Genomic DNA, 17,763 nt, shown 5'->3' with positions numbered 1-17,763 from the left:
CATACTGGCCCGCGTGCGTGCGGGCACGCTGCTGGAGCGGGAGCGGGAGACGTCGTTGCTGGACGACGCGATCGGGGCGGGCGAGCCGGGCGTCGTCCTGATCGAGGGTCCTGCGGGCTGCGGGAAGTCGCGGCTGCTGGACCACGCGGCGCGGGCCGCCGCCGGGGCCGACGCGGGGGCTGACGCCGGGGCCGGGCGCGTGGTGCTGCGCGCGCGGGCGCTGGAGCTGGAGCGCGCGTTCACGTTCGGGGTGGCGCGGCAGCTCGTGGCGCCGCTGGCGCGGCGTTGGGACGACCGGCGCTGGGCGGGCGGCGTCGCGCTGGGCGACGACCGCCGGCTGGCGATCGCCCACGCGCTGCGCGCGCTGCTGGCCGAGGCGGCCGCCGAGGCGGGCGCGCCGCTGGTGCTGGTGGTCGACGACCTGCACTGGGCCGACACGCCGTCGCTGGCCTGGCTGGCGACGCTGGCCGAGGGGATCGAGCGGCCGGCGCTGCTGATCGCCGCGGCGCGCGCCGGGGAGCCGGACGCGCCCGAGGAGCTGCTGGACCGCGTGCGCGCGGTGGCGGGCGCGCGGGTGGTCGTGCCCGCGCCGTTGGGCGGTGGCGCGGTCCGCGCGCTGGCGGCCGAGCGCCTCGGCGGCGAGCCCGACGCCGCGTTCGTGGCCGCGTGCGCGGAGGCGACGGGCGGCAACCCGTTCCTGCTCGCCGAGCTGTTGGCCGAGCTGGCCGTCGACGGCGCGGCGCCCAGCGCGGCGACCGCGGCGCGGATCGGCGGGCTGGTGCCCGCGACCGTGCTGCGCGCGCTGGCGGCGCGGGTGCGGTCGCTCCCGGACGACCAGCTGGCGCTCGCGCGCGCCGCGGCGATCATCGGCCACGACGCGCCGCTGACGACGGTCGCGGGCCTGGCGTCGCTGGACGCGCCGCGCGCCGCGGCGGCCGCCGACGCGCTGGCCGCCGCGCACCTGCTGGCCGACGGCGAGCCGGTGGCGTTGGTCCACCCGCTCGTCGGCGCCGCGCTGCGGGAGACGATCGGCGCGCACACGCGCGCCCGGATGCACGCGCGCGCCGCCGCGCTGCTGGCCGCCGACGGCGCGCCGGACCAGGCGGTGGCGGCGCAGCTGGTCGAGGCGCCGCCGGGCGCCGCGCCGGGCGCGGGTCGGACGTTGTTGAAGGCCTCGGACGCGGCGATCGCCCACGGCGACCCCGGCACGGCGACGCGGCTGCTGGCCCGCGCGCTGGACGAGCCGCTGGCCGACGCCGACCGCGACGCGGCGCAGATCGCGCTGGCCTTCGCGGCGACCGCCAGCGGGACCGTGCCCGACGACCCGGCGCTGGAGCGGCTGCTGGCGGCGGTCGGCGGCGCGCAGCGCGCCGAGGCGCAGCTGGCGCTGGCCTACCGCGCGTATCTGCGGACCGACATCGACGGCGCGCTGCGCGCGATCGGTGCGGGCCTGGCCGAGCCCGACGCGGCGCCCCACGTCCGCGCGCGGCTGGAGGACCTCCGGCTCGCGGCGCGCGTGCACTTCCCCGAGGGCCGCGCGGACGTCCGCGAGCTGGCCGAGGCCGGTCCGCCGTTCAGCGCCGTCCAGCGCGGGATCCTGGCCTGCGAGGCGGCGGTGCTCGGCCGCACGCCCGCCGACGTCCGCTCGCTCATCGACCCAATCGCGTTGACAACGCTGCCCGACGACCTGCTGTCGGCGACGATCGTGTTGTCCTTCGCGGTCGTCGCCCTGCTGTGGGTCGACGAGCTGGACGCGGCCGAGGCGATGCTCGACGCGGTCCAGCCGGTCGCGCAGCGGGTCGGGTCGCTCACCGCCGCGGGGGCGGCGTCGTACCTGCGCGCGCACCTGCTGCTGCGCCAGGGCCGGCCGCAGGAGGCGATCGACGAGATGCAGCCCGCGCTGGAGCTGAGCGCGCGCGGGTGGGAGATGACGCTGCAGTGGTCGGCCGCGCGGCTGGGGCGCGCGCACGTCGAGCGCGGCGACCTGGCCGGCGCGCGGGCGGCGTTGGAGCTGGCCGACGACGACCCCGGCCTCGACCGCCCGTTCCTCCTGGAGGCGCGCGGCGACCTCGCGATGGCCGAGTCCGACCCGGCCGCGGCGGCGGCGCGCTACCTGGAGGCGGGCGCCGAGCTGGAGGCGCTGGCGATCGGCGCGCCGGGCGCGGTGCCGTGGCAGGCCAAGGCGGCGCTGGCGCTCGTGCGCGCCGGCGACCGCGAGCGCGCGGCCGCGCTGGCCGAGGCGGCGGTGGCGATCGCGCGGGCCGCAGGCGCGCGCCGGGCCTGGGCGCTCGGGCTGCGCGCGCGGGCGGCGGTCACGCAGGCGATCGCGCCGCTGGAGGAGGCGGTCGCGCTGCTGGACGGCAGCGGGCTGGAGCTGGAGCGCGCCTACGCGCTGGCCGACCTCGGCGCGGCGCTGCGGCGCGCGGGTCGCCCGCGCGACGCGCGGGCGCCGCTGCGCGAGGCGCTGGCGGTGGCCGAGGCGCGCGGGGCGGACCCGCTCGCCCGGCGTGCCCACGGCGAGCTGCGGGCCGCCGGCGGCCGGCGCGGCCCCCGCGCCCGTCCCGACGCCGACACGCTCACCGCCGGCGAGCGCCGCGTCGCGGCGCTGGCCGCCGCCGGCCGCTCCAACCCCGAGATCGCCGCCGAGCTGTTCTTGACGCGCAAGACCGTCGAGTGGCACCTGGGCCGCGTCTACCGCAAACTCGGGATCAGCTCGCGCGCGGCGCTGGCGGAGGCGTCGTTCTGAGCGGCAGGCGCCGGCGCGGCGTGTCGGTTGGGGCTGTGTGCGCCCCCGCGCCCCCGCGCGTTCCCTCGGCGTGCGCGACGGCGGGGTGCGGTGCGGTCAGGCCAGTCCGTGCTCGCGTGCGTCCCCGCGGCGTGCGCGACGGCGGGGTGCGGTGCGGTCAGTCCAGGCCGTGCTCGAGCGCGCCCTTGACGGTGGCGTCGAGCGCGTTGAGGCGGTAGAGCGCGAGTGCCTCCGCCGACCCGAAGCGCCGTTGCGGCGCGGCGTCCGGCCCGTGGTGGGTGAGCACGCAGTGGCTCAGCGCCAGCCGGTGCTCGACGTCCAGCGCACCGGAGCGCGCGTCGATCAGCCGCAGCCCCAGCTCGACGTGGCCGAGCAGTCGGCCGGGCTCCGACAGCCCGATCTCCGCGCCGTAGGTGAACTCCTGGATCTTGCCGACGTCGTGCAGGATCGCGGCGGTCAGCAGCAGGTCGGAGTTCAGCCGCGGGTGCAGCTGGCAGGCCTCCAGCGCGAGCGTGCCGACCGCGACCGTGTGCTCCAGCAGACCGCCGAGATAGGCGTGATGGCCGGCTCGCGTGCAGGGGGCGCGGCGGAAGGCGGCGCGGAACGTCGTGTCGCCCAGGAACGCGCCGAGCAGCCTCGCGTAGTCGGCGTCATGGACCTCGCCCGCCAGGTGCTCCAGGAAGCCGTCCAGCTCGTCGAGGTCGCGGTAGGCGACCGGTAGGAACGTCGCCGGGTCGGCCTCGCCCTCGGGGGCCTTGGCGATCGAGCGCAGGTCCAGCTGCAGCTCCTCGCGGAAGCGCTCGACGCGGCCCGCGACCTTGACCAGGTCGCCGCGCTCGAAGCGCGCCGTCGCGACGTCGGCGTCCCGGAACACCCGCGCCGGGATCGCGCCGGTGCGGTCGCGCAGCTCCACCGCCAGGTAGGGCGTGCCGGCGCGCGACATCAGCCGTTCCTTGCGGGTGCAGGCGAAAACGGCGTCGACCTCGTCGCCCGCGCGCAGCGTCGCGATCGTGGTTGGGGTGTCGGAGACGGAGTCCATCACGGTGGCGGCGCCGAGGACGCTACCGTCCTGCTGATGCAGCCGCTCATCTGGGAGAGCAGGCCCGACGGCCTCCGGGCTCCGGCGCTCGTGTGCGCGTTCACCGGCTGGAACGACGCCGGGGACGCGGCCTCGGCGGCGCTGCGCTTCTTCGGCGCGTCGCTCGGCGCCACCCGCTTCGCGCAGATCGACCCCGAGGAGTTCTTCGACTTCCAGGCCACGCGGCCCCGCGTCGAGATGGTCGACGGCGAGACCCGCGAGATCCAGTGGCCATCGGTGGAGATCTACGAGGCCCGCATCCCGCGCGCACCCCGCGACCTCGTCCTGCTCTCGGGGCCGGAGCCGTCGTTTCGCTGGCGCACGTTCACGCGGCTGATCGTCGATCTCGCCGAGGCGCTCGGCACCCAGATGGTCGTCTCGCTCGGCGCGCTGCTGGCCGACGTCCCGCACTCGCGCCCCGTCGGGATCACCGGCCTGTCGAGCGACCCGACGCTGATCGAGGGCCACGAGCTGGCGCCGACGACCTACGAGGGGCCGACGGGCATCGTCGGCATCCTGCAGGCGGCCTGCTCGGACGCCGGCATCCCGTCGGCGTCGCTGTGGGCTTCGGTCCCGCACTACGTCGCGGCTGCGCCCAACCCGAAGGCGGCGTTGGCATTGGTACGGAAGTTGGAGTCCTTGGTCGGCGTGAGCGTCGACGCCGAGGAGCTGGAGGTCGCCTCGGCCGACTACGAGCGCCAGGTGTCGCTGGCGGTCCAGAGCGACCCGGACGTCCAGGCGTTCGTCGAGCGCCTGGAGCGCACGGCCGCCGAGGAGGAAGAGGAGACCGACCCGACCGAGCTGCCGTCGGGCGACGTCATCGCGCGCGAGTTCCAGCGCTTCCTCCGTCAGCGCGGGCCGGAGGGCCCCGACATCGCCGGTGGACGCTGAGGCGCTGACCGCCCGCCTGGCCGCGGGCGGGTTCGTGGCCGCCGACGAGGAGGCCGAGGAGCTGCTGGAGGCCGCACACGGAGACGGCGCGGCGTTGGAGGCGCTGGTCGAGCGCCGCTTGACCGGCGAGCCGCTGGCCTGGATCACGGGCTGGGCACCGTTCCTCAGCCGTCGCGTCGCGGTCACCCCGGGCGTCTACGTCCCGCGTTGGCAGACCGAGCTGCTGGCGCGGCGTGCGCTGGAGCGGCTGCCGGAGGGCGGCGTCGCGATCGACGTCTGCACCGGCAGCGGCGCGCTGGCGATGGCGCTCGCCGAGCGCGCCGGGCGGGTGTACGCGACCGACGTCTCGCCCGAGGCGGTCGCGTGTGCGCGGGCCAACGGCGTCGACGCCTACGCGGGCGACCTCTTCGCCCCGCTGCCCGACGGCATCGTCGCGGACGTCGTCGTCGGCGTCGTCCCCTACGTCCCGACCGGCGAGTTGTCGTTGTTGCAGCGCGACACCTTCACCTTCGAGACCCCGCTGTCCTACGACGGCGGCCCGGACGGCTGCGCGATCCTGCGGCGGGCGCTCAGCGGCGCGGCGCGCGTGCTGCGGTCGGGCGGCGCCCTGCTGTTGGAGCTGGGCGGCGACGAGGCCGCGCTGATCGCCGACGACCTGGAGTACGCGGGCTACGAGGACGTGCAGGTGCTGCGCGACGAGGACGGCGACGTGCGCGGGATCGAGGCCACGAAGCGGTGACCGACCTGTCGTCGTACGCCGGCGCTCGTCTGCCCGACGACGCACCGCTCCTCGGGCGTCTCGTCGAGCTTCGTCGTCTTGACCCGGTCGCGCACGCCGACGACCTCTTCGCTGCTCAGTCCGCTGGTGATCCACGCCTGTGGTCCTACCTGCCGTATGGGCCGTTCGCGGACGTCTCCGCGCTTTCCGCGCACCTTCGCGCGCAAGCCGTTGCGGAGGACCCGTGGTTCTACGCCGTCGTCGTGGATGGCGCCGCCGCCGGCGTCGTCTCGTTCCTGCGCGGGGACGCGGCCAACGGCGTCATCGAGATCGGCCACATCTGGTTCGGCGCCGCGCTGCAGCGCACGCCGGCGGCGACCGAGACGGTGTACCTGCTCGCGCGTCACGCGTTCGACGTCCTGGGCGTGCGGCGCCTGGAATGGAAGTGCGACGCGGCCAACGTGCGGTCGCGCGCCGCGGCGGAGCGCTTCGGCTTCACCTACGAGGGCACGTTCCGTCAACACCTGATCGTCAAGGGGCGCAACCGGGACACAGCGTGGTTCTCGATCGTCGACGGCGAGTGGTCGCGCGTGCGCGCGGGATTCGAGGCGTGGCTGGACCCGGCGAACTTCGACGCGTCGGGTGCGCAGCGCGCGTCGCTCGCCGCGCTGCGCGCCTAGCTGGGGTCCGCCGTCCCCCAGATGCCCGGCCCACGCCGGTGCTCGTAGATCAGCGACGTCTCGGCGTGGGCGACCGCGGGGTCGGAGGCCAGGTGCTCGACGACGAACTCGCGCAGGTCCTGGGCGTCGGCGGTGGCGAGCCAGACGAGGTAGTCGGTGGCGCCCGCGAGGTGGAAGACCGTCAGCACGCCGGGCAGCCGCCGGACATTGCTCGTGAACGTGTCGATCTGCTCGCGGTTGTGCACGGTCAGCCGCACGGCGACCATCGCCTGCAGCGGGCGGCCGAGCGCGGCCAGGTCGATCTCGGCGTGGAAGCCGCGCAGCACGCCGGAGGCCCGGAGCTGGCGGACGCGCTGCAGCGCGGTCGACGGCGCGACCCCGACCCGCTCGGCCAGACGCGCGTTGGAGATGCGCGCGTCGGCCGACAGCGCTTCGAGGATCGCGCGGTCGGTGTCGTCGAGGCGCAGGTCGTTCGGCATGGCCACGATGGTGACAGAAGTTGCCGAAGGATCTTCGATTCTGCATCAAAATTGCAACGATCCTGCGGAGTCCTAGCGGTTAAGTCGCACGAGTGCTTCACTGGACGGCATGGAACCCGCTTCCGTGGACATGCGCGTCGACATCCGCGACTCGATCCTCGACACCGTCGGCGACACGCCGCTGGTGCGGCTCTCGCGTCTGGGCGCGGGGCTGACGCCCCAGATTGTGGCCAAGGTCGAGGCGCTGAACCCGGGCGGGTCGATCAAGGACCGAGCGGCGCTGGCGATGATCGAGGCCGCCGAGCGCGACGGGCTGCTGCGCCCGGGCGGGACGCTCGTCGAGCCGACCTCGGGCAACACCGGCACCGGCCTGGCGATGGCCGCGCGGCTGAAGGGCTACCACGTCATCGCGGTCATGCCCGACAAGATGTCCAAGGAGAAGATCGACCTCCTGCGCGCCTACGGCGCCGAGGTCGTGGTCTGCCCGACCAACGTCGAGCCCGAATCGCCCGAGTCCTACTACTCGGTCTCCGACCGGCTGGCGGCCGAGATCCCGGGGGCGTTCAAGCCCAACCAGTACTTCAACCCGAACAACCCCGCGGCGCACTACGCGTCCACGGGCCCGGAGATCTGGGAGCAGACCGGCGGCAAGATCACGCACCTGGTCGCGGGCGTCGGCACGGGCGGGACGATCAGCGGGATCGGGCGCTACCTCAAGGAGCGCAACCCGGACATCCAGATCATCGGCGCCGACCCGGTGGGGTCGATCTACAGCGCGGCGACCGACGACGAGGTCAAGGGCTACCTGGTGGAGGGCGTCGGCGAGGACTTCTGGCCCGAGACGTTCGACAAGACGATCGTCGATCGGTGGATCCGCGTGAGCGACCGCGACTCGTTTCTCACCACGCGCCGGCTGGCGATGGAGGAGGGCATCCTGGCGGGCGGCTCGTGCGGCACGGCGATGTGGGCGGCGCTGGAGGCGGCCAAGACGATCGACGACCCCAACGCGCTGATGGTCGTCGTGCTGCCGGACGGCGGACGGTCCTACCTGTCCAAGATCTTCAACGACGCGTGGATGACCCAGTACGGGTTCCTGGAGCGCGCCGGTGACCTGGCGGTCGGTGACGTGCTGCGGCGCAAGGCCGACGGCGCGGCGGGGATGCCGTCGCTGGTGACGGTGCAGACGCACCAGAAGGTCCGCGACGCCGTCGCGCTGCTGCACGAGCACGGCGTTTCGCAGCTGCCGGTCGTGAGCGCGACGGACCCCGGCGTGGTCGTCGGGTCGGTCGGCGAGCGCGGGCTGCTCGCGCGCGCGATCGACGAGCCGGCGCTGCTGGGCGCCGAGATCGTCGCGGTGATGGAGCCGCCGCTGTACGCGGTGTCGGCCGACGACCCGGTGCGCGAGGCCGTCGAGCTGCTTGTCGGCGACCGGCAGGCGCTGCTGGTGATGGAGAACGGACGTCCCGTGGGCATCGTGTCGCGGGCGGACCTGCTGGAATCGCTGGCACGATGAGAGAGAGCTTCCGCCGCGACGTGCTCGCGGCTCATGGTGCGGCACGATGAACTTCGCGACACGTGCGGTGCACGCGGGGTTGGAGCCCGATCCGACCTTCCGCTCGGTCATCCCCGCCATCCACCAGACGTCGACGTTCGCGCAGCCCGCGGTCGGCGAGTTCGTGGAGGACTTCGACTACGCGCGCAGCGCCAACCCGACGCGCGCGGCGCTCGAGTCTGCGCTGGGCGAGCTGGAGGGTGGGTTGGCGTCGTCGTTCTCGTCGGGCATGGCGGCCACGCACGCGCTGCTGAGCGCGGTCTGCGCGGCGGGCGACCACCTCGTGTTGCCCAACGACCTCTACGGCGGGACCTACCGGCTGGTCGACAAGGTGCTGACGCGGTTCGGCTTGACCTACACGTTGGTCGACCAGGCGGATCCGGGCGCGATCGTCGCGGCCCTGACCGAGAAGACGCGGCTGGTGTGGATCGAGTCGCCGACCAACCCCTTGTTGAACGTCGTCGACCTGCGCGAGGAGATCGCGACCGTCGGCGGTCGCGCGTTCGTGGCGGTCGACAACACGTTCGCCACGCCGGTCAACCAGCGGCCGCTGGAGTTGGGGGCCGACGCCGTCGTGCACTCGGTGACCAAGTACCTGGGCGGGCACTCCGACACGGTTGGCGGCGCGGTGATCGTCAAGGACCCGGCCGTCCACGAGCAGGTCCGGTTCATCCAGAACTCGGTCGGCGCGGTGCCCGGCCCGTTCGACTGCTTCCTCGTCCACCGCGGGCTGCGGACCCTGCACCTGCGGATGGCCGCGCACGCCGCCTCGGCCGAGGCGGTCGTCGGCTTCCTGAAGTCCGCGCCGGCCGTCGAGGACGTCCGCTGGCCGGGCTTCTCGGGCATGGTCTCCTTCCGCCACCCCGACGCGATCGGCATCGCGCAGCGCACGCGGCTCTTCACGCTGGCCGAGTCGCTGGGCGGCGTCGAATCGCTGATCGAGGTCCCGCAGGCGATGACCCACCAATCCGTCGAGGGCTCCGACGCGGCCGTGCCCGCCGACCTCGTCCGCCTGTCCTGCGGCGTCGAGGCGCCCGAGGATCTCGTGGCGGACCTGCGCCGAGCGATCGGCGCGGGCGCCTAGGCACGGTCTCCGAACGCGTTTCGGCCCGCCTGGTCGGGCGGGCCGAAAGCGTGCGGCTCGCGCCCGGGCGACGGGCGCCTCGCTCTAGCGGTCGGTCAACTCACGCGTCACGCGAGAAGATGGGGCCGCCGCTGCTCAGGTTGAGCGACTGCTCCGACATGTGGGCGAAGGCGGAGGCGGAGGTGCCGAGGTACAACGAGCAGGAGCCTCCACCGGTGCCCGTCTCGGGCGACATGACCAGCGTTCCCGGCGCAGTCAGAGTGAGCCGGCAATGTGGCAGAGCGCGTCCCGGTCGTGGCGAGCCTGTACGTGCAAGCCATGCTCGCCGAGCCCGAGATGATCGCCGGGGTCGTCGCCGGAACCATCGAGTACGTGCAACCGATCTCATACCCCGTGCCCGAGAGCGAGCAGGGGCTGTAGGTCATCGTGCCCGACACGATGTTGAACGCGCCGGAGGGGACCGTGCCAGTCCCCGCTCGTACCCGTGCACGTCAGAAGGGTCGTCCCGCCGGATCCAGTCACCGCCGGCACTGCCCTATGGCACCGTTAATGATCAGTATCACTAAGTTAATAAGGTGGCGTTCTGATGGCTCGATGGCCCCGTATGCGACCTGCTGGGCGGGTGCCGGGTGCCGGGTGCCGGGTGCGGGCGCTGGCGTGGCGGGGTGTGGGAGTGCCGGAGGCTTGGGCGTGGCGTCGGCCCGGGCGTTGTGGCGCGGCGACGCAACCGCCGGGGTCGGGGCCGGTCGTGCTGGTCATGGGCGTCGGGCCCGTCGTGGGAGGCGGCGCCGTCGCGCGATCGGCCGCGCCGGGGGACTGGCGCGGGCGATGCTCTGACGGGAAATCAGGTGTCATCCGGCGGACCGCGGGGAAAAGCACGTCCATGCCTCGTCCGATGGACCTTGGTCGCGCCGTGCTCTTCGCCGGCTCCGCGCTGCTGCTGATCTCCCTGTTCCTCCGGTGGTACGACAACGGCCTGACCGGCTGGGAGGTCTTCGAGACCTTGGACCTGGTGCTCGCCGCGCTGGCCGTCGGTGGGATGGTCGCGTCGATGCGTCCGGACCTGCTGCCGCCGTGGTCGGGCATCGCGCTGCCGGGGGCGGCGTTGCTCATCGTCGTCGTGCAGCTGCTCAACGACCCGCCGGCGGCGGCGAACACGAGCCCGGCCGGCGGCGCGTGGCTCGCGCTGGCCGGGTCGCTCCTGATGGGCGCGGGGTCGGCGCTGTCGCTGTCGGCGATCTCGGTGACCGTGCACGTCCGCGAGCGGGACGTCCGCCGTCGTGTCGCGGCCGTCGACCGGCGCAACGAGGACGTCGACGCCGAGGCTGCCGAGGACCTCGACGCTGACGCGCCGTCGGGCTCGCTGTTCGCGACCGACCTGAGCGGCGCGGCCACCGACGCCGACGTCGGGATGGGGGCGACCGGCGCCGCCGACGAGCCGCCGCGCCGCACCGGGCGCTTCCGGCCGCGCGGCACCGAGGAGGAGACGGCGGCCACCGCCGCTCGGCCCGCCGCCGCGCCGGCGTCGGCCACGCCGGCCTCCGGCACGCCTGCGTCCCGCACGCCCGCCGCGCCGGCGTCCGGCACGCCCGCGCCGGGGCGTCCCGAGGCGGCCGACCTGGAACGCACCCAGCCGTTGTCCGGGCTGCCGGACGACGAGGACGGCTCGGAGCGCACGTGACGGCGGACGCGGACGCAACGCCCGCGCGCGGCGCCCGCCGCGGCCGCTCGCCCTTCGAGCTGCTGCGCTTCACCGCGACGCCGGTGCCCGGCGCGTTGGTCGTCGTGGAGATCGAGGGCCGCGTCGCCGCCGCGTCCGGGCGCTTCGCGCGTCGGCCCGTGCTCGTCGTGGAGGCCGACGCCGCCGTCGACCGGCCGCGCTTGGAGCTGGCGCCGTCGCGCGCGGCGCTCGACGGCGACCGGTGGCGCGCGGCCTACGCGATCCCCGCCGAGGCCTACGACGCGGCGCGCTTCGCGCTGGGGCTGCGCGGGACGCTGCTCGACCTGCCCGCGCCCGACGAGCCCGCCGACGCCGAGCGCCTCACGCTGCTGGCCCGCGAGGCCAACGCGCTGCGTCGCGAGCTGGAGGCCGCCGAGGCTGACGTCGCGACCGCCCGCGCCGAGGCGAGCGCCGCCGCCGGCGAGCTCGGCGCCGCCGTCTCGGCCGCCCGCGACGAGGCGCTGGCCGAGACCGCCGAGCGCATCGCCGACCTCGAGCGCGAGGTCGTGGAGGCCCACCGCCTCGCGGCCTCCGACGCTGCCGCGGCTCGCACGGCTCACGAGGCCGCGCTCGCCGACCAGCGGGACGAGCGCGACCACGTGGCGGCCGAGGCCGCGGAGCGCCACGCAGCCGAGCTGGCCGAGGCCAACGCGCGTGTGGACGCGGCGCAGGAGCGTCATGCCTCCGAGCTGGCCGAGGCCAACGCGCGCGCGGACGCCGTGGAGGAGCGTCATGCCGTCGAGTTGGCGGAGGCCAACGTGCGCGCGGATGCGGCGGAGGAGCGTCATGCCTCCGAGTTGGCGGAGGCCAATGCGCGCGCGGAGGCGGCGGTCGAGGAGCGGTTGCTGGCGCGGATCGAGGAAGCGGAGGTGCGCGCCGAGGCCGCCGAGAAGCGCGCGGGCGAGGCGGAAGCGTCGATCCCCGGGCGCGCGCGGATCGCCGACGCGACCGATCGTCCCGCCGACACCGCCGAGCATCCTGTCGCGGGCGCTGGTCCCGGTCTCGTCGCCGAGCGCCGACGCGCGGCGGATGCCCAGGCGCGGGCGCTGGCCGCCGAGGAGGGCATCGCGGTCCTGCGCGCCGAGCTGGCCGAGGAGCGCGAGCGGTCGCAGGCGCGGATCGCCGACCTCGAGCAGGAGCTGGCGAGCACGGCCAACCGGCTCGACGCGCTGCGCCACGCCGCCGAGGCCGACGATCCCGACAAGGCCGCGGCCGCCCGGGTCGCCGATCTCGAGCAGCAGCTCGAGGCCGCCCAGGCGCGCGTCGGGGCCCTGCGGCGCGCCGCGGAGGCCGACGCCGGCGCCCATGAGCGCCGGGAGCCCGGGGCGCGCGGGGCCCTGTGGTCCACGCACGCGCACGACCCCGAGGCCGACGAGACGCGGGTCGTCACCCCGATCGCCGGCGAGGACGAGACGCGCGTGCTGACCCCGGTGCCGGCCGACGGCGACGGCCACGCCGGGGCCGACGACACCCAGCCCTTCACCACCCGCGACGAGCACGACGCCTCCGGCGAGCCGCTGCGGCCGCTGGAACGCGGCGCGCTGCCCCGCCCGCCGGCCCACCGCAGCCCCGGCGCCTACCTCGCGGTCGTCGCGCTCGCGCTCTTCATCGTCGTCCTGCTGGGCCTGCTGCTCGGCTTCCTGAGCTGACCGGCGCCGCCGGCCGGAGCCCTACCGCTCGGCCGCCGGGCAGGCGATCCGGTAGTCGCAGATCGAGCACGCCGCGTAGGACGGCGTCGGCTCGAAGCCCTGCCCGAGGATCCCGTCGGCGACCTCGCGGACGGTCTCCTCGATCCACTCCGCGTCGTTGGCGTCGTCGGGCAGCGGGACCTTCTGGTCGTCCAACACGTACAGGTAGGACTGCACCGAGGACTCCAGCGACCACGCGCGCCCGGCGGCGACCGCGTACAGCGCCAGCTGCACGTCGTCGCGCAGCTGCGCCGCCGCCTTCGGGCGGCCGGTCTTGTAGTCGATCAGCTCGTAGCGGCCGTCGGCCAAGCGGTCGACGCGGTCGACGCGACCGCGCAGCGTGTGCTCGCCGATCTTGAAGTTGAAGGACTTCTCGAACCACATCGGCTCGGCGTCGTCGGCCTGGAAGCGCTCGTGGTACTTGCGCAGCGCGTTCTCGGCCTTGGCGTGCAGCTGGCGCTCCTCGTCGGTCGGCCCGAAGCCCGACCGCCGCCAGCCCGCCTCCAACAACCCCAACAGCTCGTCGACGCTCGACCCGCCGCTCTGGTGGTAGCGCTCCAGCACCTGGTGGACGACGATGCCGAAGCGTTGGTTGATCGTCGGCTCCTGCGGCACGCGGAACACGCGCGCGAACTTGTACTTCAACGGGCACGTCCGGTAGGTCTCGATGTCGGACGCGCTCAGCGCCAGCCCCTCGCCGCGCCGCGGCAGGAACGGCAGCAGCGACGGCTCGTGGCGCGCCGCGGTCGCCTTGGCCCGCACGCGCGCGTCGCGCTCGCCCTCCAGCAGCACGTCGTCCAGCGTCGAGGTCTGGAGGATCTCCCGCTGCTGCGCGGTCGCCGCGTGCAGGATCGCGGCGTTGATCCCCGGCAGCGCGTCGGCCACCTCCTGCCCGGCCGGTCGCGCGTGCAGCGCCGCGAGCTTCAGCAGCTCCAGGTAGCGCGTCACGCCGTGGGCGACGTCGAGGTCGGTGTCCAGCCGCAGCTCGCCGATCCGCGCGCCGATCTGCTGGACGTCGCTCAGCAGCTCGTCGCGCAGCTGCCCGATCGCCGCGTGCAGCGCCTCGTCGGGCCCGAAGAGCTGCTCGTCGACGTCCTCCCACTCCTCGCCCAGCGCCTCGCGCGCCTCCTCGGCGAACGGCGACGGATGCTGCGGCGCGCCGCGCTCCGACGAGCCCGCGTAGGCCAGCACGAGTCCCTCGCGCGCCCGCGTCATCGCGACGTGCAGCACGCGCCGCATCTCGGCGACGTGCGACGCGCGCGTGTCCGGCGCCACCACCGACAGCTCGCTCGGGATCGGCTCGACCAGCACGCGGCGCGCGCCCGGCATCCGCGACGACTGCAGCCCGCAGACGAACACGTGGTCGAACTCCAGGCCCTTGGCCGCGTGCATCGGCAGCACCGCGACCGCGTCGCCGCGCGGGGGCGCGCCGTCGTCGTCGGCGGAGTCCTCCGGGTCGCCGACGCCGCCGCCCGCCTCGGCCACCGCCGCCAGCCAGCGCGCGAACTCGCGCGGCGTGGCCTGCGGCGCGCGCCGGACGTAGGACGCGGCAAGTTCCCCTACATGGGCCAGGGACACCAACCGCTCGACGACGTCGGCCTGCGCCGCGAAGACCTGCGAGCGCCGCAGCCCGAGGCGCTCGATCAACCGATGGACGAACAGGTCCGGGCGCGTGGTGTCCAGCGCCGACGCCGCCTGCCGGTGCAGCTTCAGGAACGCCAGCACGCGCTCGCGGGCCTCCGGAGGCAGCTGCGGCGACTCGGTCGCCGCGACGAGCCCGCTCACCATGTCCAGCTTGCGGCGCTTGGCGATCTGGATGCAGCGCGCCAAGTCCACCGAGTGCAGCTCGATCGGCGGCCGGGCCAGCGCCCGCACGACGGCGCCCGCGTCGTTGGGGTTGACCAGCAGCCGCAGCCACGCGAGCACGTCGCGCACCTCGGCCTGGCCGAAGAACGCCGCCGCGCCCGCCAGGCGATACGGCAGCGCGCGCTCCTCCATGGCGACCGCCAGCTCCTGGCCCTCGGAGCGCACCGACCGCACGAGCACGCCGATCCGCCCGGGCGCGACGCCCTCGCGCACCAGCCGCTCGATCGCCGTCGCGACGCCCTGGGCCTGCGCGCGCTCGCCCGCGCAGCGCCAGAAGCGAACATCGCCAACAACGCCCGACCCGACCCGCTCCGGCGCCTCGGCCAGCCGCTCGGCGATCGGCGCGACGACCGCCTCGGCCGCCGTCACCACGCGATCCGGGCAGCGCCAGGAGCGTTCGAGGCGGACGACGTCGACCGGGCGCCCGCCGAGGCCGTCGGCCAGCAGCGCCTCCAGCCGCGCCGCGGCGCCGCGCGGCTCCTCGACGGCCTGGTCGTCGTCGGCGGCGCAGACGACGCTGCCGTGCTCGGCGGCCAGCAGGTCGACCACCCGCAGCTGCGCCGGCGTCAGATCCTCGACGTCATCGACAAGCACGTGGCGCCAGCGCCCGCCGACCCGCGCCCGCACGTGCGGGCGCTGCTCCAGCAGCTCGCAGACGCGCAGCACCAGCTCGCCGAAGTCCAGCAGCCCCTGCTCCAGCAGCAGCCGGTCGTGGGCCTCGAACAGCCGCGCGAACTCGCGCTCGCGCTCGGCGCGGTCGCTGACGTCCTCGGCCGGCAGCGCGCCCGCCCACTCGCTGAAGCGCGCCGGCCGGATGCCCGCGTCCTTGAGCCGGTCGATCCGCGCGATCACCGCGCCGAGCACGGCGGCGGGGCGGCCCCGCAGGTCGTGGTGGCGCAGCGTCAGCTCGTCGACGCGGTCGAGCAGCAGCGCCAGCCGGTCGGCCGGCGTGGCGGTCACCGCGAACGGGTCGACGCCCGCCTCCAGCGCCTCGTCGCGCAGCAGCCGCGCGCACATGGCGTGGATCGGCAGGACCGCCAGCTCCTCGAACGGCCGGTCGCCCAGCGCGTCCTCGACCCGCGCGCGCAGGGCCTCCGCGGCGGCGGCTCCGCGGGTCAGCAGCAGGATCTCCTCGGGCGCGGCGCCCGCGGCCACCAGCGCGGCGAACCGCGCGACCAGCGTCCGCGTCCGCCCGCTGCCCGCGCCGCCCAGGACGAGCAGCGGCCCGCCGCGATGGGCGGCGACCGCTGCCTCCGGCGAAGGCGAAGCGCGTGTGATGGCGCCGGGGGAAGCGGGCACGACCCTAGGATATGGCCCTGATGACCGCGCATCCCGCCCTCGACCACGACTGGCTCGGCGCATGTCGGGCGGCGGCCGAGGGGCTGCAGGCCGTCCTGCGCGCGCATCCGACGAGCATCGAGCGCGTGGTCGAGACCGGCGAGACCGGCGGTGGGGGCGACAAGACGCTCGTCATCGACGCCGAGGCCGAGGACCGCGTCTTCGACGAGCTGCAGCGGCTGCACGACGCCGGCGCGCGCTTCACGGTCATCTCCGAGGAGCGCGGGATCGTCGACCTCGGCTCGCCGGAGATCCTCGTCGTCGTCGACCCGATCGACGGCTCGCTGAACGCCAAGCGCGGGCTGCCGCACCACGCGCTGAGCGTCGCCGTCGCCACCGGCGCGACGATGGCCGACGTCGTCTTCGGCTTCGTCTACGACCTCGGCCCGGGCGAGGAGTGGCGCGCGGCGATCGGCGAGGGCGCCTATCTGAACGACCGCCGCATCGACGCCCCGCCGCCCGAGCGCCGCACGCCCGACGGCCGCCTGGAGCTGATCGCCGTCGAGTCCGCCGACCCGCGCTGGCTGGCCAAGGCGTCCGACGACCTCGTCGCGGCGACGCGCCGGATCCGCGCGATGGGATCGATCGCGGTGTCGATGTGCCAGGTCGCGGCCACGCGCGTGGACGCGATGGCCTCGCTGGCGCGCACGCGCGCGGTGGACGCCGCGGCCGCGCAGCTGATCGTCCGCGAGTCCGGCGGGGAGGTCGCGTTCCTCGGCGCGCCGGACGGGCCGCTGAGCGCGCCGCTGGACCTGCAGCCCCACCATCCGGTCGTCGCGGCGCGCACGCCCGAGTCGCTGGCCGACCTCCAGCAGCTGCCGGCGGTCTGCTGAGCCATGCAGGTCGACTGGGAGCTGGCGGGGCGGATCGCGCGCAGCGCGGCGAAGGAGGATCCGCCGAGCGCGCGGCCCGACGGGCTGGACGAGACCGCGGCCGCCGCGCGCGAGCAGGTGGTCGCCGCGACGCTGCTGACGCCGCGCGACACGCTGCCCGCCGCCGAGTGGGTCTCGCGCGGCGCGTGGATCGACGCGAACCTCGCGACGATGCGCGCGACGCTCGGGCCGGTGCTCGAGGACGCGACGACGAGCGTGCCGTCCACCGGCCCGCTGGGCTCGCTGCAGAACGCCGGCGGCGCGGTCGTCGCGGCGGAGGTCGGCGCGCTGCTGGGGCTGTTCGCGCGGCGCGTGCTGGGCCAGTACGAGCTGTCGCTGGTCGACCCCGACGCGCCGCCGCGGCTGCTGCTGGTCGGCCCGAACCTCGACCGCGCGGCGGGCGAGCTGGGCGCCGACCGCGAGGAGCTGGTGACGTGGGTGACGCTGCACGAGGTCACGCACGCGGTGCAGTTCGGCTCGGTGGAGTGGCTGCGGCCGCGGCTGGGCGGCGCGCTGCGGCAGTTGCTGGGGGCCTTGGACGTCAAGATGGATCCCCGCAAGCTGCTGGACCTCCGCATGGACGACGTCAAGGCGCTGGCCGACTCGGTCCGCGAGGGCGGCCTGCTCGGCGCGGTGATGGGCGCCGAGCGCAAGGCGATCCTCGATCGCGTGCAGGGCACGATGGGGCTCGTCGAGGGCCACGCGGAGTGGGCGATGGACCAGGCCGGCGGCGAGGTGCTCGAGGACGTCGACGCGCTGCGCGCCGCGATGGACCGCCGCCGCGAGGACCGCGCGCCGCTGCTGCGCATCCTCGACCGGCTGCTCGGCTTCGACCTCAAGCTCAAGCAGTACCAGCAGGGCCGCGTGTTCTGCGACGCCGTCGTGGCGGCGCGGGGCGTGGAGGGCCTGCGCGACGTGTGGTCGGCCGAGGACCTCGCGCCCTCCAGCGGCGAGCTGGCGATGCCGGCCGCCTACCTGGCACGCACCGGCCGCCGGGCCGCCTAGCGTCGCCCGAGGCGCCCGAGGCGTCGCGTCGGCGCGGGTCGTGTGC

The 17,763-nt window shown here is 75.4% G+C and carries 15 protein-coding genes; 11 read left to right on the top strand and 4 right to left on the bottom strand.

Going from position 1 to position 17,763, the window contains the following annotated elements:
• Window positions 1-13: 13 nt before the first annotated feature.
• The gene (locus VFG42_RS17715; RefSeq protein ID WP_324910098.1) at window positions 14-2,746 is read left to right on the top strand and encodes a helix-turn-helix transcriptional regulator; all 2,733 of its coding nucleotides are present in this window, start codon (window positions 14-16) and stop codon (window positions 2,744-2,746) included.
• 157 nt (window positions 2,747-2,903) lie between these two features.
• On the opposite strand, the gene VFG42_RS17710 is transcribed toward VFG42_RS17715, so the two are convergent.
• A complete protein-coding gene (locus VFG42_RS17710; protein ID WP_324910097.1) occupies window positions 2,904-3,785 on the bottom strand; it encodes a 3'-5' exoribonuclease YhaM family protein in 882 nt (293 codons plus the stop codon).
• 36 nt (window positions 3,786-3,821) lie between these two features.
• Here VFG42_RS17710 and VFG42_RS17705 point away from each other — a divergent pair, with 36 nt between their 5' ends.
• The 3 genes from VFG42_RS17705 to VFG42_RS17695 are packed head-to-tail and all read left to right on the top strand — an operon-like array spanning window position 3,822 to window position 6,113.
• Window positions 3,822-4,715: a PAC2 family protein gene (locus tag VFG42_RS17705; protein ID WP_324910096.1), complete on the top strand. Its 894-nt coding sequence runs from the start codon at window positions 3,822-3,824 to the stop codon at window positions 4,713-4,715.
• Window positions 4,705-5,454 (top strand): HemK family protein methyltransferase, encoded by a 750-nt coding sequence (locus VFG42_RS17700; protein ID WP_324910095.1) that lies wholly within the window; start codon window positions 4,705-4,707, stop codon window positions 5,452-5,454. The genes VFG42_RS17705 and VFG42_RS17700 overlap by 11 nt, the downstream gene beginning before the upstream one ends.
• The gene (locus tag VFG42_RS17695; protein ID WP_324910094.1) at window positions 5,451-6,113 is read left to right on the top strand and encodes a GNAT family protein; all 663 of its coding nucleotides are present in this window, start codon (window positions 5,451-5,453) and stop codon (window positions 6,111-6,113) included. The genes VFG42_RS17700 and VFG42_RS17695 overlap by 4 nt, the downstream gene beginning before the upstream one ends.
• Here the strand turns inward: VFG42_RS17695 and VFG42_RS17690 are convergent.
• Window positions 6,110-6,592 carry an Lrp/AsnC family transcriptional regulator gene (locus VFG42_RS17690; protein ID WP_324910093.1) on the bottom strand — a complete coding sequence of 161 codons (483 nt, stop codon included), beginning with the start codon at window positions 6,590-6,592 and terminating at the stop codon, window positions 6,110-6,112. The two genes, VFG42_RS17695 and VFG42_RS17690, sit on opposite strands and share 4 nt — an antisense overlap.
• A gap of 109 nt (window positions 6,593-6,701) precedes the next feature.
• Here VFG42_RS17690 and VFG42_RS17685 point away from each other — a divergent pair, with 109 nt between their 5' ends.
• Window positions 6,702-8,105 carry a cystathionine beta-synthase gene (locus VFG42_RS17685; RefSeq protein WP_324910092.1) on the top strand — a complete coding sequence of 468 codons (1,404 nt, stop codon included), beginning with the start codon at window positions 6,702-6,704 and terminating at the stop codon, window positions 8,103-8,105.
• A 46-nt stretch (window positions 8,106-8,151) separates the two neighbouring features.
• Window positions 8,152-9,228, top strand: a complete 1,077-nt coding sequence (locus VFG42_RS17680) for a trans-sulfuration enzyme family protein (RefSeq protein ID WP_324910091.1) — start codon at window positions 8,152-8,154, stop codon at window positions 9,226-9,228.
• Between the two features lie 100 nt (window positions 9,229-9,328).
• Here the strand turns inward: VFG42_RS17680 and VFG42_RS17675 are convergent, their stop codons facing one another.
• Window positions 9,329-9,463, bottom strand: a complete 135-nt coding sequence (locus VFG42_RS17675) for a hypothetical protein (RefSeq protein ID WP_324910090.1) — start codon at window positions 9,461-9,463, stop codon at window positions 9,329-9,331.
• Between the two features lie 38 nt (window positions 9,464-9,501).
• Here VFG42_RS17675 and VFG42_RS17670 point away from each other — a divergent pair, with 38 nt between their 5' ends.
• The 3 genes from VFG42_RS17670 to VFG42_RS17660 all read left to right on the top strand — a co-directional run bounded on the left by VFG42_RS17670 (window position 9,502) and on the right by VFG42_RS17660 (window position 12,597).
• Window positions 9,502-9,648, top strand: coding sequence for a hypothetical protein (locus VFG42_RS17670; RefSeq protein WP_324910089.1), 147 nt, complete (start codon window positions 9,502-9,504; stop codon window positions 9,646-9,648).
• 475 nt (window positions 9,649-10,123) lie between these two features.
• Entirely contained in the window at window positions 10,124-10,909 is a 786-nt protein-coding gene (locus VFG42_RS17665) for a hypothetical protein (RefSeq protein ID WP_324910088.1), read from the top strand.
• Window positions 10,906-12,597, top strand: coding sequence for a hypothetical protein (locus tag VFG42_RS17660; protein ID WP_324910087.1), 1,692 nt, complete (start codon window positions 10,906-10,908; stop codon window positions 12,595-12,597). Before VFG42_RS17665 ends, VFG42_RS17660 begins: the two co-directional genes overlap by 4 nt.
• Window positions 12,598-12,618: 21 nt before the next feature.
• Here the strand turns inward: VFG42_RS17660 and VFG42_RS17655 are convergent, their stop codons facing one another.
• A complete protein-coding gene (locus VFG42_RS17655; protein ID WP_324910086.1) occupies window positions 12,619-15,801 on the bottom strand; it encodes an ATP-dependent DNA helicase in 3,183 nt (1,060 codons plus the stop codon).
• 20 nt (window positions 15,802-15,821) lie between these two features.
• Here VFG42_RS17655 and VFG42_RS17650 point away from each other — a divergent pair, with 20 nt between their 5' ends.
• Window positions 15,822-16,673 carry an inositol monophosphatase family protein gene (locus VFG42_RS17650; protein ID WP_324910085.1) on the top strand — a complete coding sequence of 284 codons (852 nt, stop codon included), beginning with the start codon at window positions 15,822-15,824 and terminating at the stop codon, window positions 16,671-16,673.
• Between the two features lie 3 nt (window positions 16,674-16,676).
• Window positions 16,677-17,717, top strand: coding sequence for a zinc-dependent metalloprotease (locus VFG42_RS17645; RefSeq protein WP_324910084.1), 1,041 nt, complete (start codon window positions 16,677-16,679; stop codon window positions 17,715-17,717).
• Window positions 17,718-17,763: the final 46 nt, after the last annotated feature.

Source organism: Baekduia sp. (assembly GCF_035685985.1).
In the GTDB taxonomy this organism is placed as follows: Bacteria; Actinomycetota; Thermoleophilia; order Solirubrobacterales; family Solirubrobacteraceae; genus Baekduia.
The sequence above is the reverse complement of the archived record's forward strand: the minus strand, read 5'-3'. Positions and strand labels throughout refer to the sequence as shown.

What these genes read in the sequence shown, in the direction of transcription:
- VFG42_RS17710 (WP_324910097.1), bottom strand. Translation starts at nt 3,785, where the DNA reads ATGGACTCCGTCTCCGACACCCCAACCACGATCGCGACGCTGCGCGCG.
- VFG42_RS17705 (WP_324910096.1), top strand. Translation starts at nt 3,822, where the DNA reads ATGCAGCCGCTCATCTGGGAGAGCAGGCCCGACGGCCTCCGGGCTCCG.
- VFG42_RS17690 (WP_324910093.1), bottom strand. Translation starts at nt 6,592, where the DNA reads ATGCCGAACGACCTGCGCCTCGACGACACCGACCGCGCGATCCTCGAA.
- VFG42_RS17685 (WP_324910092.1), top strand. Translation starts at nt 6,702, where the DNA reads ATGGAACCCGCTTCCGTGGACATGCGCGTCGACATCCGCGACTCGATC.
- VFG42_RS17680 (WP_324910091.1), top strand. Translation starts at nt 8,152, where the DNA reads ATGAACTTCGCGACACGTGCGGTGCACGCGGGGTTGGAGCCCGATCCG.
- VFG42_RS17675 (WP_324910090.1), bottom strand. Translation starts at nt 9,463, where the DNA reads ATGTCGCCCGAGACGGGCACCGGTGGAGGCTCCTGCTCGTTGTACCTC.
- VFG42_RS17665 (WP_324910088.1), top strand. Translation starts at nt 10,124, where the DNA reads ATGGACCTTGGTCGCGCCGTGCTCTTCGCCGGCTCCGCGCTGCTGCTG.
- VFG42_RS17650 (WP_324910085.1), top strand. Translation starts at nt 15,822, where the DNA reads ATGACCGCGCATCCCGCCCTCGACCACGACTGGCTCGGCGCATGTCGG.
- VFG42_RS17645 (WP_324910084.1), top strand. Translation starts at nt 16,677, where the DNA reads ATGCAGGTCGACTGGGAGCTGGCGGGGCGGATCGCGCGCAGCGCGGCG.